This is a genomic window from Mesorhizobium sp. AA23, assembly GCF_001672435.1.
In the GTDB taxonomy this organism is placed as follows: domain Bacteria; phylum Pseudomonadota; class Alphaproteobacteria; order Rhizobiales; family Rhizobiaceae; genus Mesorhizobium.
The window spans coordinates 39,515-65,175 of sequence record NZ_LYTP01000008.1 but is presented as its reverse complement, the minus strand read 5'-3'; the positions used below and the strand labels follow the sequence as shown (position 1 = coordinate 65,175).

24 protein-coding genes are annotated in these 25,661 nt (G+C 64.8%); 12 read left to right on the top strand and 12 right to left on the bottom strand.

Features of this window, described 5'->3' with window-relative positions; translation table 11 throughout:
* Positions 1-86: 86 nt before the first annotated feature.
* From A9K66_RS08930 to A9K66_RS08910, 5 genes are all read right to left on the bottom strand, one after another.
* Positions 87-1,643, bottom strand: coding sequence for a hypothetical protein (locus A9K66_RS08930; protein WP_067322483.1), 1,557 nt, complete (start codon positions 1,641-1,643; stop codon positions 87-89).
* Positions 1,634-2,677: a hypothetical protein gene (locus A9K66_RS08925; protein ID WP_127242167.1), complete on the bottom strand. Its 1,044-nt coding sequence runs from the start codon at positions 2,675-2,677 to the stop codon at positions 1,634-1,636. The genes A9K66_RS08930 and A9K66_RS08925 overlap by 10 nt, the downstream gene beginning before the upstream one ends.
* Positions 2,678-2,815: 138 nt before the next feature.
* Positions 2,816-3,445, bottom strand: a complete 630-nt coding sequence (locus A9K66_RS08920) for a glutathione S-transferase family protein (protein WP_066998531.1) — start codon at positions 3,443-3,445, stop codon at positions 2,816-2,818.
* Between the two features lie 236 nt (positions 3,446-3,681).
* Positions 3,682-4,776, bottom strand: a complete 1,095-nt coding sequence (locus tag A9K66_RS08915) for an NAD(P)/FAD-dependent oxidoreductase (protein ID WP_067322478.1) — start codon at positions 4,774-4,776, stop codon at positions 3,682-3,684.
* A 284-nt stretch (positions 4,777-5,060) separates the two neighbouring features.
* Positions 5,061-5,294: a hypothetical protein gene (locus A9K66_RS08910; protein WP_067001193.1), complete on the bottom strand. Its 234-nt coding sequence runs from the start codon at positions 5,292-5,294 to the stop codon at positions 5,061-5,063.
* Between the two features lie 164 nt (positions 5,295-5,458).
* On the opposite strand from A9K66_RS08910, the gene A9K66_RS08905 reads away from it, so the two are divergent.
* The 5 genes from A9K66_RS08905 to A9K66_RS08885 all read left to right on the top strand — a co-directional run bounded on the left by A9K66_RS08905 (position 5,459) and on the right by A9K66_RS08885 (position 10,909).
* On the top strand, positions 5,459-6,058 hold the full coding sequence (locus tag A9K66_RS08905; RefSeq protein ID WP_067322475.1) for a DUF922 domain-containing protein: 600 nt from the start codon (positions 5,459-5,461) through the stop codon (positions 6,056-6,058).
* A gap of 468 nt (positions 6,059-6,526) precedes the next feature.
* Positions 6,527-7,606, top strand: a complete 1,080-nt coding sequence (gene ugpC / locus A9K66_RS08900) for a sn-glycerol-3-phosphate ABC transporter ATP-binding protein UgpC (protein WP_067001190.1) — start codon at positions 6,527-6,529, stop codon at positions 7,604-7,606.
* Between the two features lie 36 nt (positions 7,607-7,642).
* On the top strand, positions 7,643-8,968 hold the full coding sequence (locus A9K66_RS08895; protein ID WP_067322471.1) for an ABC transporter substrate-binding protein: 1,326 nt from the start codon (positions 7,643-7,645) through the stop codon (positions 8,966-8,968).
* A gap of 107 nt (positions 8,969-9,075) precedes the next feature.
* Positions 9,076-10,014, top strand: a complete 939-nt coding sequence (locus tag A9K66_RS08890; RefSeq protein ID WP_067001186.1) for a sugar ABC transporter permease — start codon at positions 9,076-9,078, stop codon at positions 10,012-10,014.
* Position 10,015: 1 nt separating this feature from the next.
* The gene (locus tag A9K66_RS08885) at positions 10,016-10,909 is read left to right on the top strand and encodes a carbohydrate ABC transporter permease (RefSeq protein WP_067001185.1); all 894 of its coding nucleotides are present in this window, start codon (positions 10,016-10,018) and stop codon (positions 10,907-10,909) included.
* Between the two features lie 47 nt (positions 10,910-10,956).
* Here A9K66_RS08885 and A9K66_RS31475 read toward each other — a convergent pair whose 3' ends face one another.
* Together A9K66_RS31475 and A9K66_RS08880 are read right to left on the bottom strand one after the other, a co-directional pair.
* A complete protein-coding gene (locus A9K66_RS31475; RefSeq protein WP_259979814.1) occupies positions 10,957-11,082 on the bottom strand; it encodes a hypothetical protein in 126 nt (41 codons plus the stop codon).
* 154 nt (positions 11,083-11,236) lie between these two features.
* Positions 11,237-11,650, bottom strand: a complete 414-nt coding sequence (locus A9K66_RS08880; protein ID WP_067322468.1) for a VOC family protein — start codon at positions 11,648-11,650, stop codon at positions 11,237-11,239.
* Between the two features lie 326 nt (positions 11,651-11,976).
* Here A9K66_RS08880 and A9K66_RS08875 point away from each other — a divergent pair, with 326 nt between their 5' ends.
* Both A9K66_RS08875 and A9K66_RS08870 read left to right on the top strand, forming a co-directional pair.
* Complete coding sequence (locus A9K66_RS08875) at positions 11,977-13,188, top strand: MFS transporter (RefSeq protein WP_067322465.1); 1,212 nt, start codon at positions 11,977-11,979, stop codon at positions 13,186-13,188.
* 267 nt (positions 13,189-13,455) lie between these two features.
* Positions 13,456-14,091 carry an ankyrin repeat domain-containing protein gene (locus A9K66_RS08870; protein ID WP_127214322.1) on the top strand — a complete coding sequence of 212 codons (636 nt, stop codon included), beginning with the start codon at positions 13,456-13,458 and terminating at the stop codon, positions 14,089-14,091.
* Positions 14,092-14,134: 43 nt separating this feature from the next.
* Here the strand turns inward: A9K66_RS08870 and A9K66_RS08865 are convergent, their stop codons facing one another.
* Positions 14,135-16,444 (bottom strand): cation:proton antiporter, encoded by a 2,310-nt coding sequence (locus A9K66_RS08865; protein WP_245307467.1) that lies wholly within the window; start codon positions 16,442-16,444, stop codon positions 14,135-14,137.
* A gap of 394 nt (positions 16,445-16,838) precedes the next feature.
* On the opposite strand from A9K66_RS08865, the gene A9K66_RS08860 reads away from it, so the two are divergent.
* Positions 16,839-17,027, top strand: a complete 189-nt coding sequence (locus A9K66_RS08860; RefSeq protein ID WP_067322650.1) for a hypothetical protein — start codon at positions 16,839-16,841, stop codon at positions 17,025-17,027.
* Positions 17,028-17,060: 33 nt separating this feature from the next.
* Here the strand turns inward: A9K66_RS08860 and A9K66_RS08855 are convergent, their stop codons facing one another.
* The gene (locus A9K66_RS08855; RefSeq protein WP_067322456.1) at positions 17,061-17,954 is read right to left on the bottom strand and encodes a LysR substrate-binding domain-containing protein; all 894 of its coding nucleotides are present in this window, start codon (positions 17,952-17,954) and stop codon (positions 17,061-17,063) included.
* Between the two features lie 109 nt (positions 17,955-18,063).
* On the opposite strand from A9K66_RS08855, the gene A9K66_RS08850 reads away from it, so the two are divergent.
* The 3 genes from A9K66_RS08850 (at position 18,064) to A9K66_RS08840 (ending at position 22,013) form a co-directional block, all read left to right on the top strand.
* A complete protein-coding gene (locus A9K66_RS08850) occupies positions 18,064-19,587 on the top strand; it encodes a sulfatase-like hydrolase/transferase (RefSeq protein WP_156751042.1) in 1,524 nt (507 codons plus the stop codon).
* Between the two features lie 17 nt (positions 19,588-19,604).
* Positions 19,605-21,170: an ABC transporter substrate-binding protein gene (locus tag A9K66_RS08845; RefSeq protein WP_067322450.1), complete on the top strand. Its 1,566-nt coding sequence runs from the start codon at positions 19,605-19,607 to the stop codon at positions 21,168-21,170.
* 111 nt (positions 21,171-21,281) lie between these two features.
* Positions 21,282-22,013 carry a DUF2270 domain-containing protein gene (locus A9K66_RS08840; protein WP_082953790.1) on the top strand — a complete coding sequence of 244 codons (732 nt, stop codon included), beginning with the start codon at positions 21,282-21,284 and terminating at the stop codon, positions 22,011-22,013.
* A 51-nt stretch (positions 22,014-22,064) separates the two neighbouring features.
* Here A9K66_RS08840 and A9K66_RS08835 read toward each other — a convergent pair whose 3' ends face one another.
* The 3 genes from A9K66_RS08835 to A9K66_RS08825 form a co-directional block, all read right to left on the bottom strand.
* Entirely contained in the window at positions 22,065-23,444 is a 1,380-nt protein-coding gene (locus A9K66_RS08835) for an amidase family protein (RefSeq protein ID WP_156751041.1), read from the bottom strand.
* A 118-nt stretch (positions 23,445-23,562) separates the two neighbouring features.
* The gene (locus A9K66_RS08830; protein WP_067322446.1) at positions 23,563-24,165 is read right to left on the bottom strand and encodes a sulfotransferase family protein; all 603 of its coding nucleotides are present in this window, start codon (positions 24,163-24,165) and stop codon (positions 23,563-23,565) included.
* 47 nt (positions 24,166-24,212) lie between these two features.
* Positions 24,213-25,109: a VOC family protein gene (locus A9K66_RS08825; RefSeq protein WP_067322442.1), complete on the bottom strand. Its 897-nt coding sequence runs from the start codon at positions 25,107-25,109 to the stop codon at positions 24,213-24,215.
* Between the two features lie 130 nt (positions 25,110-25,239).
* Here A9K66_RS08825 and A9K66_RS08820 point away from each other — a divergent pair, with 130 nt between their 5' ends.
* Complete coding sequence (locus A9K66_RS08820; RefSeq protein WP_067322438.1) at positions 25,240-25,539, top strand: hypothetical protein; 300 nt, start codon at positions 25,240-25,242, stop codon at positions 25,537-25,539.
* The last annotated feature ends 122 nt before the right edge of the window (positions 25,540-25,661 follow it).

Sequence of the window (25,661 nt, the reverse complement as noted above, 5' to 3'; positions counted from 1 at the left end):
CGTTTTGTCCTTTGCCGATGAAACCGCTGTGCGGCTTCGACGAACCCGGCAGCCGAGACAGCTGCCCGGCGACGACTGCCAGGCTCTCAAAGCTTGTCGTATTTGATGTTCGAGGCGACGTACTCGTTCTTGAGTCGGCGTTGGCCGCCTTCGAACGGTCCGGTGTTGAAGGCGAACACCCTGAGCTCGGGCATGTTGTCGGCAGTGGCCGTCCGCTTCCAGGCGTTGAGAAAATCGCCGTTCATGGCGGCCAGCTTCTCGAACACCGTCTCCTGCAACATCTCGGCGGGAAACGGCAGCGTCGCGCCCTCCACCAGTTCGACCGCCACCTCCATGCGCTTGTTGTGCGCGGCGTCTTCGTAGGAAATGAGGCGAAAGGTCGACAGTATCGGCGCCAGCACGTCGAGGCCGAACAGGATCTCTCGCAGGCTGTCCGGCGTGACCTTGGCTCCGTAATACTCGATCGACATATCGGAGCGGCCGTAGATGAACAAAAGCGGCAGGTCGAGGATACGGCCGCTGTTCTTCAAAATGTTGCTATGCCCGGCTTCGCGCAGGATGCGCTTCAACTCGCTGAAGCGCAGCACGTGGCCGCGATCGTGGATGTTATAGCGGATCTTGGGCGAGATGTTGTAAGGCCGAGAAATGGTTGCCACCAATTCGCCACTGGCGTTCTCCTCCAGGTAGTAGGCCAGCGGATTGTACTGGAAGATCATCGGCGTGACGCCGTATTCCGTCCGCACGATGGCCTTGCGCAGCCGCTCGTCGCCGAGCAGCGCGCGGCGCAGGTTGATGGTGAGTTCGCTTTCGAGCGCCAGGTTGACCTCAAGATCGGAGGCGCCGTAGCTGCCGATCACACGCCGGAATTTCTTCAAGAGATAGCCACGGAGGCTCTCCGAGACGCCTTCGCCGCCGAAGGCCGCATCGATGGTATATTTCGACCAGTCCAAACGCGGGTCGTCGACCAGCGTCTTCAGGAACGGCGGATAGCCCATCACAACATAGCGGAAGCGCGGCCCGAACTCGTTTATGGTGTTGACGATCTTATCGAGGTTCGGCCCCGTCGATTTCAGGATTGTCGTGTCGGTCAGCGAGATCGCCACATTCATGCCTGTCGCCCACGCGCCGAGCGCGAACGCATTGAGGATGAACAGGGTCTCGTCCTCGCCGGTGATGCGCAGGAACGTCATCTGCATCATCTGCTTGGTGATCATCCGCTCGGTCTTGCCGCGCACCCAGCTGGTCGGCATGCCGCTGCTGCCGGAGGACTCGTCGACCATCACGCCCATCGACGGCAGCTTGCCATCCAGCAGACGTTCCTCCTGCGGATATTTCTTGACGTAGGATTCCTTGTCCATCTCCGGAATCGAACTGAGGTCGGGCTTCGTCACATGATCGAGCATGATCTCGGGCTTGCCGCCGAGCCGGTCGATATAGTCTCGATAGGCCGGAACCCGCCTGTAGGCATGATAGAAATTCGCCCAGGCGCGCCACGCGCCGATGCCCCAGCGCAGCCGCTCGAAGCCGGGAATGAGCAATATCTTGTAAGCATACCGCGAAGACGCGAATGCCCGCTCGACGACGTTGACCAGCGCGACAAGCGCAAGGAAGAAGGGCCGTACCGCCCGCTTGATCAGCCGCATAGGATGATGTCCTCGTAGGGGAGCCGGTAGCTCAGCGGCGGCGGCTGGCTCTTGCCCAGCCGGAGCAGCAGCCAGACCATGTCGGCGCCTCCTTTTTCGTCCGGCATCCTGAAATAGCCGATCATGTTGGTGCGCGCCTCGTCTGAGGTGATGACCGAGCCATAAGGCTGCCAGTAATAGCCATGGCGAGTAACGATGAGCCACAGCCGGAACATGGTCGTGCCGGCACGAAACCAGTCCTCCATGGTGACGTAAGGACCGCGCAGCCAGCCGATGGTGCCGACGCCCTTCATGCTGCGGCCGTAGATGAGGCCCACGAGGCTCTTGATGCCGGGCAGGGTCCAGAAGCCAGGCCTGGTGAAGAAGCTTTTGAGCAGAAACGCCGAGAAGCCGAGGCAGCGCGCCGAGAGGCCGTCGCCGGTGATGTCTTCCTCGCGCGTGCCGAAACGCAGCCACCGCACCAGTTCCTTGCGGATGGGCACGTTCTCCATGTCGTGGAAAAGCGCCTGGCGATTGAGCTCGATCACCCAGTCGATCGCCTCGGCGTCGTTGCGCGCCTCGAAGCGATGGCCGGTTCGAAGGGCTTCGGCCTGCATCTCGCCAAGCAGCGTCTGCGGGATCGCGCGACCGTCATAGGGAAGCCGGGAGGTGTGGCGGTCGAGGATCAGCCGGGGATCGAAATCCGCAATCGGCGCGATCGCCGGGCGCAGCGTCAGCCTCGATATGACCTGGGGCGTCTGGGTGTCGCCACCCTTGTACATCGGAGAGAAGTCGGTTGCGCAGTCGAGCTCGAAGCCCAGGCCATGCGCTGCGATTGAACATATCTCGGCAAAGATGCCAGCGGTGAGCCAAGTGAAGCGACCCTCCGGGTCGGCCACATAAAGTCCACGCCGCGGCAGGAACACGATCTCCGCCTCGCGATCGTTTAGGATACGGAGCCGGAAAGGCTGCGTGTTGTGCGGGCTGGGGCAGCTCACCGCATAGCGGGCAATCTTCCGCCATTGTTCCGATGACTTCGCGTCGTCTTCCTGCACGCTATTGCGCTCCGCCAATTTCGACCAGGCAATAGCAAACAAACAATACGAGACGGTAAGTTCAAATGGCTAATGAATACTTTTGAAACACCCTACATCATTCCGGGGCCTGACAAGCGGCACCCCGTTTCGTGCCCATCAACCGCCCGAATGCGGGTCGATGCTGTAGGGATGCACGGGATAGCCTGAGCCGATCGTCCCGCTCACCCGATCGATCCAGGCGCTGACCGCCGGATAGTCGGCAAGCGAAAAGCCGCAATCCTCGGCGCGATGGCCGTAGGCATAGACGGCGATGTCGGCGATGGTGAGCGAGCCGCCGACAAGGAACGGCGTGTCCTGCAGGCTGCGCTCGAGAGCGCCAAGCGCGCGGGCGCCCGCCTCACGCTTGCCGGCCACCATCGGCTGATTGCGGTCCAGCCGCCCGGTCAGCGACCAGAAGCGCAGCGAGCCGATGACCGGCTCGACATAGTACTGCTCGAAGAACAGCCACTGCATGGCCTTGGCGCGCGCGAGCCGGTCCGCCGGCAGGTAGGGCGTCCCCTCCGCGACGCAAGCGAGGATGGCGTTGGATTCGGCGATCGCCGCACCATTCTCCACGGCGAGCACGGGAACGGCGCCGGCCGGATTGAGCTTCAGGAAGGCTTCCGTGCGGCTCTCGCCCTCGAAGATCGAGACAATGCGGGTTTCATAAGCGATGCCGAGCAGGCCAAGCAGGACACGAACCTTCCAGGCATTTTGCGAGGGCAGATAATCGTAGAGCGTGAGCATGGGTGCGTCCCTCCTTGGCCAGGCTGGCTTCGCATGGGGCGTGCGCGGGCGCCACCCGATTTATGCGCCTTGATTTCCTCCCTTGAGGGGGAGATGTCGCCGAAGGCGACAGACGGGGTCGTCTCCCGTAAATCGTCAGCGTCGTGTTCGTGGCGGACCGCGTAAGGCGCTGCGACCCCCTCTGGTCTTCCGACCATCTGCCCCTCAAGGGGGGAGATCGGCAGTTCCGCCACGCCTCACCCCGCGATATCCCTCGCCACCGCCTGCGCCTCGATGCCGATCTCGCGCAGCAGGCCGGTGACCGGATTGTAGAAGCCGACGAGGTAGACACCCAGCGCCGTCGCGAGTGGATTCACTCCACTCTTCCCCGGCCGCAGCTCCGCCGGCAGGATGCCGTCATAGCCAGGACGGTAGCCCGTGGCGAAGATTACGGCGTCGAAGTTTTGTTCCTGCCCGCCGGCGAATGTTGCGCCGTCCTCGGTGAAGCTGACGATATCGGGGAGAATGCCGATCCTGCCCGCCTTGATCGCTGCTACAGTTCCGACATCGATGACCGGAATGCGGCCGGCGTCGATCTGCTTGAGGATGCCTTCCTTCGGCCTGACGATGCCGTATCGCTCCAGCCTGCCCAGCGCCAGGTCGAGGATTTTCGGGAACATCCAGTCGTTCAGCGCCCGCGGCATCGGCCGGCTGGCGATGCCAACCATCTGGATCGGCACGCCGAAGAGCTGGCGCGGCACGATGTGGACGCCCTTGCGCACCGAGATCGTCGGATGCGCGCCGCTCTCGGCAAGATCGAGCGCGATCTCGGCGCCGGTGTTGCCCATGCCGACGACCAGCACGTTCTTGGCCGTATAGGGCGTGGCCTCGGTGTAGGCGGCGCTGTGCAGCACCTCTCCCTTGAAGGTTTCGATGCCGGCAAAGGCCGGCGTTATCGGCTCTGCGTTGTTGCCGGTGGCGATGACGATCTTGCGGGCGTTGAAAGGCCCGGCATCGGTCTCGACCACGATTTTTTCGCCCGCCCGGCGGATCGATTTCACCGTGACGCCGAAGCGCGGCTCCAGGCTGAAACGCGCGGCATAGGCATCGAGATAGGCGACCACTTTTTCACGCGGCACGTAGTGTGGGTGGTTTTTCGGGAACGGCACGAAAGGGAGTGACGAGAAGGACTTCACCGTGTGCAGGTGCAGCCGCCGGTAATGCCGCCGCCAGGCCGGCGCCAGCTCGCTCGCCCTTTCGAGGATGATGAAATCGACTCCGGCCCGCTTCAGGCAGGCCCCGACAGCCAGCCCCGCCGGTCCCGCGCCGACAATGACGACACTGGTATCCAAGGCAGCCTCCTCCCCCAAGGCAGCAAGAAGCTATGCCCGAGGTGTCGGAGGAGCAAGTAGGGGAATCACCTAGACTTGCGGGACAGGGTGCACCGAGCGAAATCGGATGAATGGCCGAGCGAGGCGCCGGAGTCTTATCTCGCTCCTTATCGGGAAATGTCGCCGACGGCGATGGAGCGATCGCTGCGCGTGAAGTGCCGGCGCGTTGCGCGGAGGAATACAACGTCGGCGATCTGCGTGAGACGACCCCTCAGGCCTCAAGGGGGGAGATCAGGATTCGCGCTCTACTCCGTCCCGCTCGGCGCTTCGGCCTCGTCCTCGGGCGGTTCGAGAATCTCGATCAGCCGCGCTACCCTGGCGCCCGGCATCGCGCGACCCTCGTTCATCAGCGCCTCGTCGGCGCCGATCCAGGCGAAGGCCTCGCGCAATTCCTCGAGGCTGGCGCCGGTGAGCGCGACGTCGGCGATGACGGCCTCGTCGACAGGGCCAAGAACGGAAATGATCTCGTTGCGGGTCATCCTTGTCTCCCTGGGGCGGAACGATGACAAGGAAACGGCGGACGGGTGGAGCGGGTTCCGACGGCGTTGTCTCCGCCTTGTGGGAGAAAGCGCCGCGCGGTCTTTGCTCTTACCCCGACAACCGCTATGCACGGAGGCTCGTCCCGGAATTCTGCCGAGTCCTCATGAAATCCGTCTTGCTGCTTTCCGCCCTGCTCCTCTCCTCACCCGCCCTCGCCCAATGGAAGCCGAGCGAGAAGGTCGAGACCTATGCGATCTCAGGACAAAGCGTGGAGGCGCTCTATGTCTCGATCGGCGAGAAAGGCCCTGTGATCGGCAGGGACTCGGCCGGTAACGGGCGGCGGGCAATCGCGCAGACCAACTTCAAGCTGACCTGGCAGCGCGATTATCAGACTGAAGGCGACGCCTGCGTGCTGAAGACCGCTCGCCCGAAGCTGATCATCACCTACACGTTGCCGAAGCCCGCCGCAAAACTTGCCCCCGCCGTGCAGGCGCGGTGGGACGCGTTTGCCGACGGCCTCGCCGCACACGAGAAGGTCCACGGCGCCGGCATCGTCGACATGGTGGACAAGATCGTCGCCTTCAGCACCGGCCTCACCGTTGCCGACGACCCCGGCTGCACCAAGATCAGGGCGGAGCTGACGAATTATCTCGACCAGCTTTCCAAGGCGCAGCGCCGGGCCAGCCGCGACTTCGACAAGGTCGAGTTCGGTCCGGGCGGGAACTTGCAGAAGCTGATTGCGGCGTTTCTGATCGGCGGGTGAACACGGCCAAGGAGCGGCCGCGCCCTTCCCGCGGTGGCAGCAGGGCCACACCGGAAGCACCGCTATCAGCATTACCGCATCTCGAATGGGACAGCTGCCAATCCCGTCTGCGCGGAAACGGGCACTGTCGGCTCTTTCTCGGCTAGGTTGAAATCTACACCTTAGTACTTGCTAATGCGCATTCAGCGCTCTTCACCGACTGATCGGCGGCCACGCGGCACGGCCCTGGATTGACTTAGCTCACGGCAGGCTGGCTCATTTGTCCTTTGAGACGAAAGTCTAAGGGCATGCGCCGCAGCTTTACAGGCGGGTTTGGTAGCGCTACCGTTTCACAGTCGCGTGACCCGGGGGGAGCTGGGGCAAACGTCGCCGACGCCAGTGGTGGATGCTTGCCGGCATCCGTTTCAGCCACACCTTGATTGGAAACGGCTCCCCGCGAAACCCGCAGGGACCATCGGGAGGAGTTCGATGGCGTCTGTCGCGATTGGCGATGTCTACAAGTCGTTCGGAGCCACCCAGATCCTGCACGGCGTCAGCGTCGACATAGAGGACGGCGAGTTCGTCACGCTGGTCGGGCCGTCGGGATGCGGAAAATCGACGCTTCTGCGGATGATTGCCGGGCTGGAAAAAATCTCCCGCGGCCATATTTCGATCGGCAGCCGTGTCGTCAACGATGTTGCGCCGAAGGAGCGCGACGTGGCCATGGTCTTCCAGAACTACGCGCTCTATCCGCACATGACCGTTGCCGAGAACATGGCGTTCTCGCTCATGCTGAAGGGAGTGGCCAAGGCGGAGAGCGATGCCGGGGTGAAGCGGGCGGCCGAGATCCTCGGGCTGGTGCCGCTTCTGTCGCGTTATCCACGCCAGCTTTCGGGCGGCCAGCGGCAGCGCGTCGCCATGGGCCGGGCGATCGTGCGCAATCCGCAGGTGTTCCTGTTCGACGAGCCGCTCAGCAATCTTGACGCCAAGCTGAGGGTCCAGATGCGGGCCGAGATCAAGGAACTGCACCAGCGGCTGAAGACGACGACGATCTATGTCACGCACGATCAGATCGAGGCCATGACCATGGCCGACAAGATCGTCGTCATGCATGACGGCCTCGTCGAGCAGATCGGGCCGCCGCTCGAGCTCTACGACCGGCCGAACAACCTCTTCGTCGCGAGCTTCATCGGCTCGCCGGCCATGAACCTGCTCAAGGGCACATTCGCCAATGACGGCGCGCCGTCGTCGTTCCGGGGCGCGGGTGGCGTCTCCGTGCCTCTGTCGAAACCACCCGCGATCGGCAACGGCGAAGCCGTCGTGCTCGGCGTTCGGCCTGAGCATCTGCGGCTGGCCGAGGACGGCATTCCGGTCACCGTGGTGGTGATCGAGCCGACCGGCTCGGAAGTGCAGATCATCGGCCGGACGGCCGGCGGAGAGGATATCGTCGCCAATTTCCGCGAACGCCATTCCTTCGCGCCGGGAGAAACCATCCGGCTGTCGGTGGAACCCGGCCCCATTCATCTGTTTCACGGCGAAACGGGCCAGCGGATCGAAGCGGCGCCATAGACCACGCAACGAGGAAACCCACAGGAGGAGACGAGCATGAAGTTCACCAGACGCGACGTGATCCGCACGACCGCCGGCGCGGCCGCCGGGGCCTTGGGCAGCCGCTTCGTCGGCTCGAGCGCCTTCGCCCAGGAGGGCCTGACCTACAAGCCGGAGGAAGGCGCCAAGCTCCGGCTGCTGCGCTGGTCGCCTTTCGTGCAGGGCGACGAGGACCAATGGCTGAAGAATACGAAGCGGTTCACCGAGGCGACCGGCGTGGAGGTGCGCGTCGACAAGGAGAGCTGGGAAGACATCCGGCCCAAGGCGGCCGTCGCCGCCAATGTCGGCTCCGGTCCCGACCTGATGTTCGTCTGGTTCGACGACCCGCACCAATATCCCGACAAGCTGCTCAACGTGACCGAACTCGGCGACCATCTCGGCAAGAAATATGGCGGCTGGCACGACGGCCCGAAGCAGTATGCGACGCGCGAGGGCAAGTTCCTCGGCCTGCCGCTCGCCACCATCGGCAACGCCATCGTCTATCGCGAAAGCTGGGTGAAGGAGGCCGGCTTCTCGGAATTCCCGAAGGACACGGCGGGTTTCCTCGAGCTGTGCAAGGCGCTCAAGGCAAAGGGCCATCCCGCCGGGTTCACCCATGGCCACGGCGTCGGCGACGGTAACAACTATGCGCATTGGCTGCTATGGAGCCATGGCGGCCAAATGGTCGACGAAGCCGGCAAGGTGACGATCAACAGCCCCGAGACGCTGAAGGCGATCCAGTATGCGCAGGAGCTCTACAAAACCTTCATCCCCGGCACGGAAAGCTGGCTCGACGTCAACAACAACCGCGCCTTCCTGGCCGGCGAAATAAGCGTGATCGCCAACGGCATCTCGGCCTACAACACCGCCAAGGTCAACAAGGACAATGACCCGAAGCTGGCCGAAATAGCCAAGGACATCCGCACCACCAATCTGCCGATCGGTCCGGTCGGGAAATCGGTCGAGCTGTTCCAGGTGACCACGGCCGTCATCTTCAACTACACGCCCTACCCCAACGCGGCCAAAGCCTATCTGCAGTTCATGTTCGAGGACCCGCAGATGTCGGACTGGATCACGTCGTCGGCCGGCTATTGCTGCCAGACGCTGAAGGCTTTCGACAACAATCCGGTGTGGAAGGCCGACCCGAACAATGCCGCTTACGCGAAAGCTTCGGCGACGCTGCGACCCAACGGCTATGCCGGGCCGCTCGGCTATGCCTCGGCCGCGACCATGGCCGACTATGTGCTGGTCGACATGTTCGCCAAGGCGGTGACAGGACAGGCGACACCGCAAGAGGCGATGGAAGAGGCCGAAAAGCGCGCCAACCGCTATTATCGCGTCTGATCCTGCCGGGCACCTGAAGCAAGGGTGGCCGCGTCGGGATCTTCCGGGGCACGGAAGGACCACGCGGCCACCACCACTCCACCGCATCTTGCGAGGAATTCGCGCCCATGGCCGTGCCATCCGTTGCCGTTCAGCGGCGTCCGTCGATGCTTTCGCGACTTGCCGAGAGCCGGAACACTCTTGGTCTCGGCTTCATGCTGCCGGCGGCGGCGCTGCTCCTGGTCTTTCTCACCTATCCGCTGGGACTCGGGGTCTGGCTTGGCTTCACCGACACACGCATCGGCCGGCCCGGCATCTATATCGGTGTCGAGAACTATGAATATCTCTGGAGCGACAGCGTGTTCTGGCTGTCGGTCTTCAACACCGTGCTCTACACGGTCAGCGCTTCGATCCTGAAATTCGTGCTCGGCCTCTGGCTGGCTCTCATCCTCAACGAGAAGCTGCCCTTCAAGTCGTTCTTCCGCGCGGTGGTGCTGCTGCCCTGGGTGGTGCCGACGGTGCTGTCGGCCATCGCCTTCTGGTGGATCTACGATTCGCAGTTCTCGATCCTGTCCTGGGCGCTGCAGCAGATGGGCCTGATCGACCACCGCATCAACTTCCTCGGCGATCCGACCAACGCGCGCGCTTCCGTCATCGCGGCCAATGTCTGGCGCGGCATCCCGTTCGTCGCCATCACGCTGCTTGCCGGCCTGCAGACCATCCCACAGTCGCTCTATGAAGCCGCCACGCTGGACGGCGCCAGCCGCTGGCAGTTGTTTCGCCATGTGACGCTGCCGCTTTTGACGCCCATCATCGCCATCACCATGACCTTCTCGGTGCTCTTCACCTTCACCGATTTCCAGCTGATCTATGTGCTGACCCGCGGCGGGCCGGTGAACGCCACCCACCTGATGGCGACCTTGTCCTTCCAGCGCGGCATTGCCGGCGGCCAGCTCGGCGAAGGCGCGGCAATCGCGGTCGCCATGATCCCCTTCCTGCTGGCGGCGATCCTGTTCAGCTATTTCGGCCTGCAACGGCGCAGGTGGCAGCAAGGCGGCGGAGACTGATATGGCCGCGATCAGAGAAGTCGAGCGCCTGGACACCGACGAAGGCGGCATGGGCTACCTGCAGAGCCTGCCGCGCCGGGTGGTCACGGTCTATCTGCCGCTGCTGGTGTTTCTCATCGTGCTGCTGTTTCCATTCTATTGGATGACGATCACGGCGGTTAAGCCCAATGTCGAGATGACCGATTATGTGAACTACAATCCGTTCTGGGTCGTGCATCCGACGCTGGAGCACATACGCTATTTGCTCCTGGAGACCTCCTACCCCGGCTGGCTGCTCAACACGGTGATCATATCGACGGCGGCCACCTTCCTGTCGCTGGCGGCTGCGGTGCTCGCCGCCTACGCGATCGAGCGGCTGCGGTTTTCCGGCGCCCGGCAGGTCGGCCTTGCCGTCTTCCTCGCCTATCTGGTGCCGCCCTCGATCCTGTTCATCCCGCTGTCGGTGATGGTGTTCAACCTCGGTCTCTACGACACGCCCTTCGCGCTGATCCTCACCTACCCGACCTTCCTGATCCCGTTCTGCACCTGGCTGTTGATGGGCTACTTCCGTTCGATCCCCTTCGAATTGGAGGAATGCGCGCTGATCGACGGCGCCACCCGCTGGCAGATCCTGACCAAGATCGTGCTGCCGCTTTCGGTGCCCGGTCTGATCTCGGCCGGCATATTCGCCTTCACGCTGTCCTGGAACGAATTCATCTACGCGCTGACCTTCATCCAGTCGTCGGAGAAGAAGACGGTTCCGGTCGGCGTGCTCACCGAGCTCGTCCGCTCGGACGTCTATGAATGGGGAGCGCTGATGGCAGGCGCGCTGATCGGCTCGCTGCCGGTGGTGGTGCTTTATTCGTTCTTCGTCGAGCACTACGTCTCCTCGATGACGGGCGCGGTGAAGGAATAGCTTCCGCTTGGTGGCCATTGCACGAGGCACCCGCCAAGCGATGGATTTTAGCGGATCGGCACCAGCATGGCAGCCTCGCGGATGACGCGGATGGCGTCCGGATTGGTGACGGGATAGCACCGGCCGCGATCGACAGCGGCGCCAAGCGGCATTTCGAGAAAACGAAGCTGCAACTCATCGCCGCCGGTTTCGAACTCATGCCCGTCGATGCCCAGCCCCGATGCTCCGACGGGGTGGCGAGCAAGTAGCCTAGGGGGTGGTGCGTCGCGCTTTCTCCCCCGCCAGCTAGGGGCCGCTAGGGGGGAGATAACGGCGCCCGCCGCCGCGCTAAAAACTCACCTCCACCGCACTACGCTTCGCCTCGCCATGAAACACCGCCTCGATGTTGCTGCCGTCGGGGTCGAGCAGGAAGGCGGCGTAGTAGCCGGGGTGGTAGGGACGCTCGCCCGGCGCGCCGTTGTCCTTGCCGCCGGCGGCGAGGCCCGCTTGGTAGAAGGCGTCGACCATGGCGCGGTCCTTGGCCTGGAAGGCGAGATGGTGACGGCCGGTCAGCACGCCCTGGGCCGCACGGCTATCGGCGCTGGAAACGAACAGTTCGTCCGCCCAGAAGTAATCCTCGGCCTCGCCGCCGATCGGGACGCCCAGCACCTCGAGCACCGCGCCGTAGAAACGCCGGCTCGCCTTGACGTCGCGCACCACCAGATGAAGGTGGTCGATGAGCCGGCCGCGATAGAGTTGCATGGCGTGTTGCCTTCTCCCGATTGCTGCGGCTCAATCTAGAAGGGCCTGGTACATGGTCAATGTGGGTGCGGAAGACTGCTGACAGTTAAAGAGGGTCGGCGCGAGGCACCCCCCTCTGTCCTGTCGGACAGTCCCGCAGGACAGAGGGGGTGTGAAGGAACGCCAGCATAAGGCGATCGGCCAACATCCCCAAAAATCCGGATAAAAAATGCAACCAGATTGTAGGATCGGTGTCCGCAGCGGCGTCCTTCGGACGCAAGCGGCGCGATGGACCTGGAAAAACCGTGCCGCATCAAACAGGATGCCTTAGGGCACGGGAGAAAATCATGAATCCTTCCTATCGTTGGGTCATCGTCGCGGCCGGCGCGCTGATGACCTGTGTGGCGCTCGGCGCGATGTTCTCGCTGGCGATCTTTCTCGAGCCGATGTCGATCGACACCGGCTGGTCGCGCGCCGGCATTTCCAGCGCCATGACGCTGAATTTTCTGGTGATGGGCGTCGGCGGCTTCGCCTGGGGCGCGATCTATGACCGCGTCGGTGCCCGCCCCGTCGTGCTTGCCGGCGCGGTGCTGCTCGGGCTGGCGCTGGTGGTGGCGAGCCGCGCCAATTCGCTGCTGATCTTCCAGCTCAGCTACGGCGTGATCGTCGGGCTGGCGGCCAGCGCGTTCTTCGCGCCTATGATCGCGCTCACCACCGCCTGGTTCGACACCAACCGAAGCCTTGCCGTGTCGCTGGTTTCGGCCGGCATGGGAGTGGCGCCGATGACCATCTCGCCCTTCGCCCGCTGGCTGATCTCGGCCTATGACTGGCGGACCGCCATGTTCGACATCGGCGTCATGGCCTGGGTGCTCCTGCTGCCCGCCGTCTTCCTGGTACGCCAGCCGCCGGCGGCCGGCGCGGCGGCCGACGGCGGCATGCCGGCGCGTGCCGCCGACGACCCCGGCATGAGCGTCGGCCAGGCGCTGCGCTCGCCGCAGTTCCTGGTTCTGGGCATGACCTTCTTCGCCTGCTGCGCGGCGCATTCGGGGCCGATCTTCCACATGGTCAGCTATGCGATGGCCTGCGGCGTTGCGCCGATGGCTGCCGTCTCGATCTATAGCGTCGAGGGCCTTGCCGGCCTTGGCGGACGCCTGCTCTACGGCGTGCTCGGCGACCGGCTGGGGGTCAAGCCGGTGCTGATCACCGGCCTTGCCATCCAGGCCGCCGTGATCGCCGCCTATCTCGCGGTCGGCCGGCTCGAGCAGTTCTACGTGCTGGCTGTCATCTTCGGCGCCACCTACGGCGGCGTCATGCCGCTCTATGCGGTGCTGGCACGTGAATATTTCGGGCCGCGCATCATCGGCACGGTGTTCGGCGCCGCCACCATGCTCTCCAGCCTCGGCATGTCGTTCGGCCCGCTCGCCGGCGGCATGATCTACGACGCCTATGCCAGCTATTCCTGGCTGTTCATCGGCTCGGCGCTGGTCGGCCTGGGCGCCGCCGGCATCGCGATCGCCTTCCCGCCGCAGCCGAGCCGGCAGCGGCTGCAGATGGCATAGCGAGATGAATCTCCCTCCTCGAGGGGGAGATGTCGCCGAAGGCGACAGAGGGGGTCGCGGCGCGTCAAGCGCCGACGCCCCTCTCCGTCGCATGGGGCGCCGGCGATCCACGCTCGGACCTGCCCTGCCGGCATCTCCCCGCGAGTTGCCGCACCGCCGACGCGAAATCCATTGCCCGACGACGGCGAGTGTGAAACTCTCCGCGCGAGAAGACGCTGCATCTGAATGCCGGCCGGGCCGGCGCCATCCGCGGTCGGGGATATTGCAGTGGACACAGGTCTGGAAGCCGCAGAAGCAAGGAATTGGTCCCGCCTGCTGGTCGCGGCCGAGAGCGGCGATGCCGAAGCCTCGCGCGCGGAGCTCGCGGCGGGCGCGGATATCAACCAGACCGATGAAGACGGCTGGTCAAGCCTGCACCTTGCCGCGCATAACGGCCGCACCGCCGTGCTCGAAACCTTGATCGGCCACCCGGCGGTCGACGTGAACTCCAGAAACAAATGGAAGAGCACGCCATTGAGCCTGGCCGCGGCCAGGGGTCACCTCGCCTGCATCCAGTCGCTGCTGAAGCATCCACAGATCGATATCGACGCCCGCGCCGACTATTACGGCAGGACGCCGCTCATCGAAGCCGCAAGGAACGGGCATCTCGATATCGTCAAGCTGCTGGTCGAGCATGGCGCCGACGTCAATCTCGCCGACAAGACGGGACGCAACAGCGCGCTCATCGAGGCGATCAAGGGACGCCACTTCGAAGTCGCGCAATATCTGCTGGAATCCCGCAAGGTGAACTTCCTCAACAAGGACATGCGGCTCAATGCGCTGATCTGGGCCGGCAGCACGCGCAACGCCGAGCTCATCGGCAAGCTGGACGCCGCGATCCATCGCTTTTTCGAAGGCAAGTGAAGTGCGGCCGTCAGCCATTGGAACCGTCAGGCCGAAGCTGCCCTCAGCCCGTGCCCGTACCTGACCTCAGCGCCTCCCTGCCCTCGTCGTCGCGGCGCAGCCGCGCGTCGGAGATCAGCATCACCGGGCATGGGCAGCGCTGCAGCACGCCGCTCGTCGTCTCGCCGAAGATGAGTTCCTCGCCCGGCCGCCGCGCCACGCCCATGACGATCAGCGCCACGTTCCTGCCCGCCTGACGGGCAATGGCATCGGCGGCGGCGGCCCTCGAGCGGATGGCAGTCTCGATCTCGACGCCATAACGGTCGGCAAGCGCGACAATGTCCTTCAGCACAGCCTCCCTGCGGCGATGCGAGACGGTGTCGCGCGGTTCGTCGCGACCCGGACGCGCGACATAGAGGACCTTGACCGGCGCGCCGGTGACGGAGGCGACGGCAAGCGCGAGTTCCGCGCCGCGGCGCGCATTCGCCGTGCCGTTGACCGGCACCAGGATCCTGCCGGATCCCGGCCCAAGACGCGGCATCTGCCGGCCGACGCCGGCCGGCTTAAGCACTAGGCAGAGCGGGCCCTCGAAGGCGCCCGCGACCTCGTTGAGCCGGCGCGAGAAGCCGCCCTTCGCGGTCATCGCCCGGCCGAGGCCGATGAGCAGCATGCCGTAGCCCTTGCGCGCCTCCTTGGCGACCGCCTCGGCGGAGAGCGGAGCGTCATGCGTGCGACGCGTGAGGGGGGCTTCATGCGCGGGCTCCTCGTCGGCTTCCTTCGCCGCCTCGCGGCCCTGCTCAGCGCCTTTCTCGATCTCGTCCAGATGCGCCGCCTCGACGGGGTCGGCTTCGCTTTCGCCGCTTGTATGGAGCACGGTCGTCGGCTTGCCGGCGCTGATGACACCGGCGAGGTAGGCGGCGAAGCGGCCGACGACGCCCTCGTCGACCACCACCAGCAGCCGCTCCAGATTGGTGATGAAGCCGCGCTGGTCGACCTCCTCGCGCTCCAGCCTTTTCTTCTCCGCCTCGCCCATCGGCAGCCGTCCCAGCGCCCAGCGCAATGTCGGCGGCATGGCCAAGGTGGTGATGACGGCCATGGTGACGATCATGGTGAAAAGCGTATGCGAGATCACGCCGATCGACAGACCGATCGAGGCGACGATGACCTCGGTTGAGCCCCGCGCATTCATGCCGCAGCCGACGGCGATGCCCTCGCTGCGGCTCATGCCCGCGGCCTCCGCGCCGATGAAGGCGCCGCCGAACTTGCCGAGGCTGGCGATCGCCACCAGCGCCACGGTGAGCAGTGCAAGCTCGGGATCGACGAGCACTGTCAGGTCGGCCGAGAGACCGGCGACGCCGAAGAAGACCGGCATGAAGAGTGCCGTGATCACGCCGCGCAATTGCCCCTCGATGTGACGCGACAGGATCGGCGACTCGCCGACCAATATGCCGGCGACGAAGGCGCCAAGCACCGTATGCACGCCGATCAAGTCGGTAACCAGCGCCATACCGCCCATGATGGCGAGGATGACGGTGACCACCGCGTATTCCGAGCGGAAGGTGTCGTTGGTCCAGCGGATGGCGTCGAAGACGATGCGGCGGCCGAGCGTGAAGGAAAAGGCCATGAAGGCGGCGACCCCTGCGAGCGTGAAGGCGAGGCTGGCGAGCTCGATTCGACCATGCGTGGCGATGCCGATGGTGATGGCGATGATCACCCAGCCGATCGTGTCTTCGATGATGGCCGAGGAGACGATGATTTGGCCGAGGTCGCGGCGCATGAAGTTCATCTCGCGCACCACCATGGCGACGATCTTGACCGAAGAGATCGAAAGCGCGGTGCCCAGAAACAGGCCGGAGACGATGCGCTCGCTGCCGGCGGCAAGCAGCGAGGCCGGCATGAACTGCGCGGCCACGAAGCCGAGCGCGAAAGGCACGGCGACGCCGGTGGCGGAGATGGAAAAGCAGGCGCGGCCGACGCGGCGCACCAGCCTCAGGTCCGTCTCCATGCCGGTCAGCAGCAGAAGCATCAGCACGCCGAACTGGGCGATGGCGTTGATCATCGACTTCTGTGCGGCATCGCCGGCAAAGACCAGCCGCTCGGCCGCGGGCCATAGCCAGCCGAGCAGCGAGGGCCCGAGCAGGATGCCGCCGATCAGCTGTCCCATCACCGCCGGCTGGCCGAGGCGCTCCAGCAATTCGCCGATGCCTCGGCCGACGACGAGCAGCAAAATGACTTCGAGAACGAAGATGCCTTCGCTCGACATGCCGGTTTTTTCGGCGGCGAAGGCGGCGGCCGGCATCGATGCAAGCGCCGCCGCCGCAAGCGCGAGAGAAACCGGCCGGCGCCGGTTGGGCATGAAGGACAATTGCCGCACCCCTCGATTATCCTCGCCATAACGGTTTCGCACATGCATCGGTTGCACGGCGGTGGAACTGCCACTCTCTCCCGTTGTGGGGGCGATGTCCGGCAGGACGGGGGGGGCGCCGTGGAGGACCAACGTCGATTCAACCTATCTCCAAAGCAGGCCACTTTTAACCGTGATGGAGGTGCCTGCAAGGGCTGGGATGCCGGCGGGACCGCGCCTCCTCTACCCTGCCGGACAACTTCCTCACAGGCGCGGAGGGATCGGGCAGTTCCGGCTCCGCCCGCCTCTCTCAAGCAGCTTCGACGTCGCGTACAATTCGATTCAAATGCCGCCGCCCATCTTTGCTTGTCGGTAAAGCGACTCACGCATGGTCGCGGCACGGCGGGGCAATAAGGAGAAGCTAATGAAAAGCGACTTTGCCGCCGCCCACCTGCACCTCGACAGGGCCTGCCATTATCTGCGCGGCGACGACGAGACAAGCCGCACGGCGCTTGCGGCGCTCGACCTTGTGATCGAGGCGGTCGCGACCGCCCTCTATGCCCGGCCCGAGGCCGAAGTGGTGCCGTTTCCGATATCAGCCGCTCAGCGATAGGAAGCATCCATGACCGGCGGCCGGCAATGCTGATTAACGGCCGATCAGATCGGTCATCGCCTCGATGACCTTGCCGGCCGCCGCCCCCGTCGCCGACCGATCATTGACAATGATCGAGATGCGAAACGGAATGTCGAACTGGATTGGCCTGAGTGCCAGTCCGAACTCGGAATAGAAGCCCGCAGTGAACGGATCGACCACAGCCAGCGAGCGGCCGCCCCTGACCAGCGCGCAAGCCAAGAATGACTGGAAAATGTCGGCGACGGTGTTGGCCGCGGTCACTTCGAGCAGCCTCGCGCCGTCGCGGCTGCGGCGGAAATAGAGCTCGCCCAGCGATACGAAAGGATAACGCGAAAAATCTTCCAGCCGGACCCGCTCGCTCTCGGCAAGCGGATGCGTCTGGTCCATGACACAGACGCTATTGCGCTCGAAAGTGGCGACGCATTTGGCATCCAGGAAGGAAACGCCCGCGTCCACCAGGCCGACGTCGGTCAGGCGCGAGGCGACGGAGGAGACGATCTCCGTCGAGCTGCGCACCGCGATGGTGGTCCTGGCCTCCGGAAAGCGCGTCCGAAGCTGCTGGATCGCTTCCGGCACGATGTTGAAGGACATCGCCGCCAGCGTGCCGATGCGCACGACGCCGCGCTTCAGTTCCCTGATCTCCTGCGCCGCCATGATCAGATTGCGTGCGCCATGAAACGTCTTGCCGACCTCGCCGTAGAACAGCAGGCCCTGCTCGGTCGGAACCAGCCGACCGTGCGATCGATCGAACAGGCTGAGGCCGGTGTCGATCTCCAGCTCCTGCAACAGCCGGCTGACGCTCGGCTGCGAGACGTTGAGCGCGATCGCAGCGCCCGACACGGAGCCGGCCACCATCGTTGCCTCGAAGGCCTCCAGTTGACGAACGCTGAGCCCGGAAAAACGCATCTCTTCCTCCCGGTATAGGATTAGCACATACCGGACCAAAATCTTGATCTTTGATTTCGCTGCGTTTCGGGCCCTAGCTGCAAGCTTGGCAGAAACGGACGGAGCCGTCGTGAAGCGAGCCAATGTCATCTTCATCTGTGCCGACCAGATGCGCTACGACGCGCTCTCGGTCACCGGCAACCGCGTCGCCCATACCGCAAACATCGACCGCATCGCCGCGCGCGGCGCAACCTTCCATCGGCACTTCACGCCTAACCAGATTTGCTCGCCAAGCCGAGCGACCATGGCAACAGGGCTCTATCCACGCCATCACGGATTGTGGCGCAACGGCGTGGCGCTCGACGATCGGCTCCCTAATCTGTGGCAGGCGCTCTCGCTTGCCGGATACGCCACGAAAGGCGTCGGAAAGCTGCACTTTCAGCCACTGCTCGCGCCCGTCGAACGCGGCATGCCGGAATCGCTTGCCTATTGGGAAAAGCCGGGCTGCGAGGACTGGCACGGTCCCTATTTCGGCTTCGATGCCGTCGACCTCGTGATGGGCGAAGCCAACGAAGCCACTCGCGCCGGCCACTACGCCGCCTGGCTCAAGCGCAACCACCCCGAAGTGGTGGACCTCTACGAGCCCGACGCCAACCCCGACAGCCGGGCACAGGATCTGAACGAAGTCTGGAAAAGCGCGGTGCCGCCCGAGTTGCACTACACCAGTTGGATCGCGGATCGGGCGATCGACTTCATCGAGCGCCAGGGCAAGCAGGCAGAGCCGTTCGGCTTGTTCGTCTCGTTTCCGGACCCGCACCACCCCTTCGCCCCGCCCCGGCCCTATTGCGACCTGTTCCGACCGGAGCAAATGCCCACGCCGACCATCCGGGCGGGCGAACTGGAGCGGATGCCGGCCTATCTCGGCGAAGGCGACGATCCGACCAAAGTGCCCTACATCGCCTCCGGCGAGCAGCCGCGCGAGCAGGGCTTCCTCCTGCGCACCGACGATATCTCCGACGAAACGCTGGCCACCGCAATCGCCCACACGCATGGCATGATCCAGATGATCGACGATGCCGTCGGGCGGCTGCTCGTCGCACTGGACGACGTTGGCGTGCTCGACGACAGCTTCGTGCTGTTTACCGCCGATCATGGCGAGTTGCTCGGCGACCACGGGCTGCTGCGGAAGGGGCCACCGCCCTACCGACAACTGCTGCAGGTCCCGCTGGTTCTTAGCGGTCCAGGCATCCGCGCCGGAACAAGCCTCGATGCGCTGACCAGCCACCTCGACCTGTTCGCGACCATCGCATCGCTGCTCGGCCTGCCGGCGCCCGCGACCGACGGCACCGATCTCAAGCCGCTGATCGACGGCCGGGTCGCCGAGGTCCGCGACTTCCTGTTCGGTGAATATCATCCGCGACGTGACCCCTGCCTCTACAACCAGTCGATCATCTCCAAGGAGTGGCGGTTCACCCGCTATCCCAACCAGCCGGCCTGGGGGGAGCTGTTCGATCTTCGCGAAGACCCCTGGGAGCACTGGAACCTGTTTCCCGAGCGAGCACTCGGCGCGCAGGCGCGCGCGCTGAGCGCGGTTCTCGACCGGCGCCTGCCGCCACAGCCGCTGATGGTCAACGAAGTCCTTGGCGCCTATTGAACCAATGGGAGAATGACATGAACGACAGAAGCGTCTTCTCTAGCCTGGACAGCATGAACCGCCGCAGCTTCATCAAGACGGCCGCTGCGGCTGCCTTCGCCACGGCGGCGTTTCCACATAGCGGCCTTGCCGAGGCGCCGCGCAAGGGCGGCGCGCTGCGCCTTGGCCTCAACGGCGGCAGCTCCGCCGACACGCTGGACCCGACGCAGCTGATCGGCACTTTTTCCATCAACGTGTCGCGCCAGGTCTACAACACGCTGGTGGAGATCGGCGATGACGGCAAGCCGGCGCCGGAGCTCGCGGCAAGCTGGGAAGCCAGCGACGGCAACAAGCGCTGGATCCTCAATCTCAGGCCGGGCGTGCAGTTTCACAACGGCAAGACCTTCGACGCCGACGACGTCAAATACTCGCTTGGCCTGCATATCGGCGACAAGACCAAGTCGAAGGCCAAAGGGCTGGTCGCCGACGTCGCGGAAGTGCGGGCCATCTCGCCGACGCAAGTCGAGATCCTGCTCAAATCACCAAATCCCGACATGGATTATGTGCTGTCGGATCTGCATTTTGCCATGGTGCCGGCGAGCTTCGCCGACTGGTCGAAAGCGATCGGCACCGGTCCGTTCAAGCTCACCGCCTTCCAGCCCGGCGTGCACGCCACGGCCGCCCGCAACGAGACCTACTGGCGCAGCGATCGCGGCCATGTCGATACGGTCGAGTCGGTGGTGATCAACGACGCCGCGGCGCGCGTCTCGGCTCTTCAAGGCGGCTCGGTGCACATCGTCAACGGCATCGACTACAAGATCGCACCGCTGCTCAAGAAGGACCCGCGCGCCTATCTGCTGGTCACCGAAGGCAAGCAGCATTTCTCGCTGCCGATGGACGCCACGAAGGAGCCGTTCAACAGCCCCGATGTCGTGCTGGCGCTGAAGCACGCGCTCGACCGTGAGCAGATGGTGAAGCTGCTGATGGCCGGCTTCGGACGGGTCGGCAACGACCATCCGATCGCTGCCAGCGATCCGAGCTTCAATCCTAACATCGCGCAGCGCGCCTACGATCCGGACAAGGCCCGTTTTCACCTCAAGAAAGCCGGCAAGAGCGATCTTACCCTCAAGCTGCACGCCGCCCCCGTGGCGTTCGAGCAGGCGGTCAACACGGCCGAGCTTTTCGCGCAATCGGCCAAGCCCGCCGGCATCACCATCAATGTCAAGCGCGAGCCCGATGACGGCTACTGGAGCGACGTGTGGCTGAAGAAGCCATGGGTGGCTTCCTTCTGGGCCGGGCGGCCATCGGCGAGCATGATGTTTTCCTCCGTCTACGCCTCGGGCGCGCCGTGGAACGAAACGCATTGGAAGAACGACAGCTTCGACAGACGGCTGACGGAGTCGCGCTCATTGGCCGATCCGGCGAAACGCCGCGACGTCTATTTCGAGCTGCAGCAGATGATCCATGACGAGTGCCCGACCATCGTCCCGGCCTTCGCCAGCTGGATCGACGCGGCGCGCAAGGAGGTAAGGGGTTTCGTTCCCAACCCCAACTTCCTGCTCAGCGATCATCGCGCGGCCGAACGGGTCTGGCTGAGCGCATAAAAGCTTCCGTCGGAGAGCGTCAGCAGGAACATTTCTGCCGGCCCCACATTGTGCTATAGGGGGTGTGGCCGGCTCAACGGCCGGCCACGGCGGGAGGCACGTGGCAAGGGGATGTCGCAGGTCCAGACCGTAAAGCCAGCCGAAGCAGCGGCGCCGCCTAGAGGCTCCGATGCGTTCGCGCTGAAGCTCACTTCCTCCGAATTCGCAACCACCATGTCGCATTTCCACCGCGCGGAGATCGGGCGCATGGCGGGCTGGCGCGACCGGCTCGACCGCACCAGCAATTGGGCGATCACCGTGGTGGCGGCGATGCTGTCCGTATCGCTGTCGACGCCCTCGGCGCATCACGGCGTGCTGCTCTTCGCCATGCTGCTCATCACGCTGCTTCTATGGATCGAAGCGCGGCGCTACCGGTTCTTCGACGTCTATCGGGCGCGGGTGCGTCAGTTCGAGCGCTATTACTTCGCGCAGATTTTTTCGCCGCAGCCGGACTTCGCCTCCAACTGGCTGGCCATCCTCGGCGAAGGCCTGCGCTCGCCGCGCTTCCTCATCTCGCAGCGCGCGGCACTGGTCCGGAGGCTGCGCCGAAACTACGTCTTCATGTATACGATCTTGATGCTTGCCTGGGTCTTGAAGATCACCACGCCCAGCCTGCAGCGCGAAGGCTCGCCGATCGGCTTCAGCGCCTCGCTGCTCGACACCTTTCGCGTGGCGACGCTCGGTCCCATCCCCGGCGTCGTGGTGGTCTGCGGCGTCATCGTGTTCTATCTCGCGATGCTTGCCGCCGCCTTCCTGATACGCGCAGACGACGGCGAACTGTCGTTCGGCGATGTGCATGTTTGACCCTGGGCCGGCGGCCCTTGGTCTTTCAGGCAGCCCGCCGTTTCCACGCGCTCACAATCCCGGTGGCCTGACGAAACCGTCGGTGAGACGCGCCAGCGCTTTCGCCACAGCCAGCAGCTTCATGTCCGAATGGCGGCGGCCGACCAGTTGGGCGCCGATCGGCAGGCCCTCCCGGTCGACACCGATCGGAATGACGGCGGCCGGATGCCCGGTCAGGTTGAAGCGGCAGGCGTGGCTGAGCCCGCTCCAGTAGGGCGTCTCGACGCCGTCGACGGGGATCGGCGCCCCCATCTCGCGGTGGCGGAAGGCCGTGCACATCATCGCCGGGCAGACCAGCACGTCCCACCCGTCGAAGAAGCGCTCCCAGGCAGCGATGAATTCGTCGCGCCGGTTGAGCGCCTCGAGATAGGCGGCCAGCGAGGGCGAGGTTTCGCGCGGCTGCCGGAAGACCTGCGAATACCAGGTGATGAGATCGGAAAACAGCGCCCGCTCCGCCGCGAAATCGTGCTGCGGCAATGCCTGCCCTACCCGCGCGCCGCCGACCTCGATGGCGCCCGCGAAGCCTGCGATCGCGTCGGCGATGTCGAGCGCGGTCGGCACTCCGGGAAATTCGGGCGCGAAGGCAACCCTGAGCGTCCCCAGCGGCGGCTCCGGCGCCTCGTCCGTCGCCACCGGCGGCACTTCGGTGTCGAGACCGTCGGCTCCGGCGATGATGCGGTGGGCCAGGATGAGATCGTCGACATCGCGGGCCAGAGGCCCGATGTCGAACAGCAGGCGGAAGCTGCGCGGCAGGTCGGGCGGATCGGCGTAGCTGCCGGTGATCGGCACCGTCGCCTGCGTCGGCTTGAAGCCATAGACGCCGCACAGATGCGCCGGCATCCGGATCGAGCCGCCGGCATCGCTGCCGATCTCGAGCGGCACCAGCCCGGCGGCGACCGCGGCCGCCGCGCCGCCGCTGGAGCCGCCGGATGTGCGGGTAACGTCCCACGGATTGACGGTGCGGCCGAAGATCGGATTGTCGGTCTGCAGGTCGCGCAGCCGGGGCGGCACGTTGGTCTTGCCGATGATGATAGCGCCGGCCTTGCGCAGCCGCGCGGCAATCGTGCTGTCCATCGGCGGGACATGATCGGCAAAGGCTTCCAAACCGACGGTGGTGCGCATGCCGGCTGTGGCATGGCCGTCCTTCAGCGTGACCGGCACACCGTTGAGCGGACCGACGGCCTCGCCGCGCGCGACCGCCATATCCGCGGCCTTCGCTCCGGCGCGGGCCGCCTCCTCGTCGAGGGTGACGATGGCGTTGAGCAGCGGGTTGACGACAGCGATGCGGGCAAGCTGCGCCTCCATCGCCTCGACAGCGCCGACCTTCTCCTCGCGGATCGCCGCCGCCAGTTGCGAGGCGGTCAGGAAGGTGGTGTCCAAATGGCTCGTCATGGTGGTGTTCCTTCCTGCGGAACGGAAATAGGGGAGTAGGGGAGTAGGGAAGATCAGACTTCGTGAACTCCGCACATCGGATGCCAATACCTTTTTCCCCTATTCCCCTCCCTTCCCTTCAATTCAACGAAAGCGCCGTCCGGAACTCCTTCGTGGTGTTGCGGTTGGGATAGGGCTCGTCCGGCACCGGAACGCCGAGATGGGCGCAGAGCGGCGCCCAGCCGTCGCCCAGCTTGTGAACCAGCAGGCGCTCGGCCGGCACCGTCTTCAGCACCGCTTCGATATTGGCCTCATAGACGGCAATCGCATGCGTGCGGTCCTGCGGACGGCCGCCGAAAACCTGCTTCGTGACAAGGGCGACGCCCAACGACTCCTGATCCTGGCTGTCAATGACGGCCGGCAGGATGGTTTTTGCGAAACTCTCCCACCAGCTTTCCGGCGAGCGCCAGGTGAGGATGACGCGCGCCTCGGGGTAGGCCTCGATCAGCTCGCGCCAGTAATGCACCGAGGGCCAGTCGACGCAGGATTTATAACCGGCAAACAGCCGATCCCAATCCGGCGCGGCGCCTTGGGCGAGCGCTCGCCAGAGCCGCTTCTGCTCCGCATGCGCCATGACCTCCGACATGTGATGGCACGGGCCGAAGCCGAGCATGGTCAGCGCCTCGCGCATCGAATCCGTGCCGGTGCGGCCGAAGCCGGTTCCTATCACCCTGATGGTCATTCTCCCCTCCTCCCACTTGTCTTCCCCAATCGTCCGCTGCGGCGCGATCAACCTTCCCGAAGCACGAACCGCAAGCGATTGCCTTCCGGGTCCGCGGTCTCCACGGCACCGCCGATCTTTTTCGGCGGCAGGTTGGCGGCATCGAGCCTGCGTTCCAGCGCAGCCAGCTCCTCGACCGATGCAAGCTCAACCGTGAAATGGTCGAGGCCGGCGGCACCCGGCGGCGGCTCGCGCAGCTCGTCACGCGCCCAGATGTTGAAGGCGACCATATGCGGCCGGCTCCCGGTGCCGCAGTCGAACATGCCGAAACTTCTCGACTGGATGTGCGGGCGGAAGCCGAGCACACCGACATAGAATTCCATCAGTTCTTCCGGCGCGCGGGCGCGCATATGGATGTGGCCGATGAAGGCGTTCTTCGCCATCCTCTGCTCGACATGGCCGGAATTGCCGAGGTCGCGCAAAAGGCCCGGGAGATGGAGCGGCTCGAGCCCGGAATGCGCGCTGCCGTCGGTGCCGATCAGCGCCACGCGGCCATCGGCCGACACCTCGCGGCGCAGACAGCGTTCCGGCGTGTCGAAGCAGATCTCGATGCCGTTGCCGGACGGGTCGGAAACGTAGAGCGATTCCGAAACCAGGTGGTCCTGGGCGCTGTAGCGCAAGCCGGACGCCTTAAGCCGGGCGGCGGTGTGGGCGAGGTCGCGGCGGCTCGTCACGTGGATGGCGACATGGAAGAGATCGCGCGATTTCTGCGGCAAGGCGATCCGCGCTCCGGCGTGAAGCACGATAAGCTTCCGCCCACCGGCGCCGAGCTCCGCCGTGGCGGCATCCTCGCCGAGGACCGCCAATCCGAGCGTGTCGCGCCAGACGATCAAGGCAGCCGGGATGTCGGTCACCCTGAGATGGACCGGCCCGAGACGGGTGGCTTGAGGCAACCCTTCGTCCATGGTCGTCCGTCCGATTGCGGTCGGCGAACATATTAGCCGTGAACGATATTTCTGTCTCGCGCCAAGTTCGGGTTGACCCCTCCCCGGCGGGCGGCGACTATTGCCACGAAGCTTCTTGGGAGGAGACCACATGGACGAGACCGACCACTGGCGCAACATGGCGAGCGCGCCGCGGGACGGCAGTCGCATCCTGGTGACGGTGCGCTCGTCCGAACAGGGACCGGCCGAGGTCGACATGGCCTACTGGTCGCGCGCCGACCAGTTCGGCGAGGAAGGCTGGCGGGCGTCGGATTCATCGCCCGGACGCGTCGTCGAGTATGCCGAGCCGGAGCTCAGATGCTGGATGCCGCTGCCCACGGCGGGGCGAGGTTCGTTGCCGAGCCCCTGGGAAGGCGAGGACGTGCCGCTGGTGGATGGCGAGGGGATTTAGCGCCTCTTTCCTTCTCCCCTTGTGGGAGAAGGTGTCGCCGAAGGCGACGGATGAGGGGTGCTGGACGGAGTGAGGCGCTGGGGAATGTCGCTGCGCTGTCGTCGTGGCCGCCAAGCTGGAAC

Bases quoted from the DNA above. Each gene is read 5' to 3' on its own strand.
- A9K66_RS08930 (WP_067322483.1), bottom strand. From the start codon at position 1,643: ATGCGGCTGATCAAGCGGGCGGTACGGCCCTTCTTCCTTGCGCTTGTC.
- A9K66_RS08920 (WP_066998531.1), bottom strand. From the start codon at position 3,445: ATGCTCACGCTCTACGATTATCTGCCCTCGCAAAATGCCTGGAAGGTT.
- A9K66_RS08910 (WP_067001193.1), bottom strand. From the start codon at position 5,294: ATGACCCGCAACGAGATCATTTCCGTTCTTGGCCCTGTCGACGAGGCC.
- A9K66_RS08905 (WP_067322475.1), top strand. From the start codon at position 5,459: ATGAAATCCGTCTTGCTGCTTTCCGCCCTGCTCCTCTCCTCACCCGCC.
- ugpC (WP_067001190.1), top strand. From the start codon at position 6,527: ATGGCGTCTGTCGCGATTGGCGATGTCTACAAGTCGTTCGGAGCCACC.
- A9K66_RS08895 (WP_067322471.1), top strand. From the start codon at position 7,643: ATGAAGTTCACCAGACGCGACGTGATCCGCACGACCGCCGGCGCGGCC.
- A9K66_RS08890 (WP_067001186.1), top strand. From the start codon at position 9,076: ATGGCCGTGCCATCCGTTGCCGTTCAGCGGCGTCCGTCGATGCTTTCG.
- A9K66_RS08885 (WP_067001185.1), top strand. From the start codon at position 10,016: ATGGCCGCGATCAGAGAAGTCGAGCGCCTGGACACCGACGAAGGCGGC.
- A9K66_RS08880 (WP_067322468.1), bottom strand. From the start codon at position 11,650: ATGCAACTCTATCGCGGCCGGCTCATCGACCACCTTCATCTGGTGGTG.
- A9K66_RS08875 (WP_067322465.1), top strand. From the start codon at position 11,977: ATGAATCCTTCCTATCGTTGGGTCATCGTCGCGGCCGGCGCGCTGATG.
- A9K66_RS08860 (WP_067322650.1), top strand. From the start codon at position 16,839: ATGAAAAGCGACTTTGCCGCCGCCCACCTGCACCTCGACAGGGCCTGC.
- A9K66_RS08855 (WP_067322456.1), bottom strand. From the start codon at position 17,954: ATGCGTTTTTCCGGGCTCAGCGTTCGTCAACTGGAGGCCTTCGAGGCA.
- A9K66_RS08845 (WP_067322450.1), top strand. From the start codon at position 19,605: ATGAACGACAGAAGCGTCTTCTCTAGCCTGGACAGCATGAACCGCCGC.
- A9K66_RS08840 (WP_082953790.1), top strand. From the start codon at position 21,282: ATGTCGCAGGTCCAGACCGTAAAGCCAGCCGAAGCAGCGGCGCCGCCT.
- A9K66_RS08835 (WP_156751041.1), bottom strand. From the start codon at position 23,444: ATGACGAGCCATTTGGACACCACCTTCCTGACCGCCTCGCAACTGGCG.
- A9K66_RS08830 (WP_067322446.1), bottom strand. From the start codon at position 24,165: ATGACCATCAGGGTGATAGGAACCGGCTTCGGCCGCACCGGCACGGAT.
- A9K66_RS08825 (WP_067322442.1), bottom strand. From the start codon at position 25,109: ATGGACGAAGGGTTGCCTCAAGCCACCCGTCTCGGGCCGGTCCATCTC.
- A9K66_RS08820 (WP_067322438.1), top strand. From the start codon at position 25,240: ATGGACGAGACCGACCACTGGCGCAACATGGCGAGCGCGCCGCGGGAC.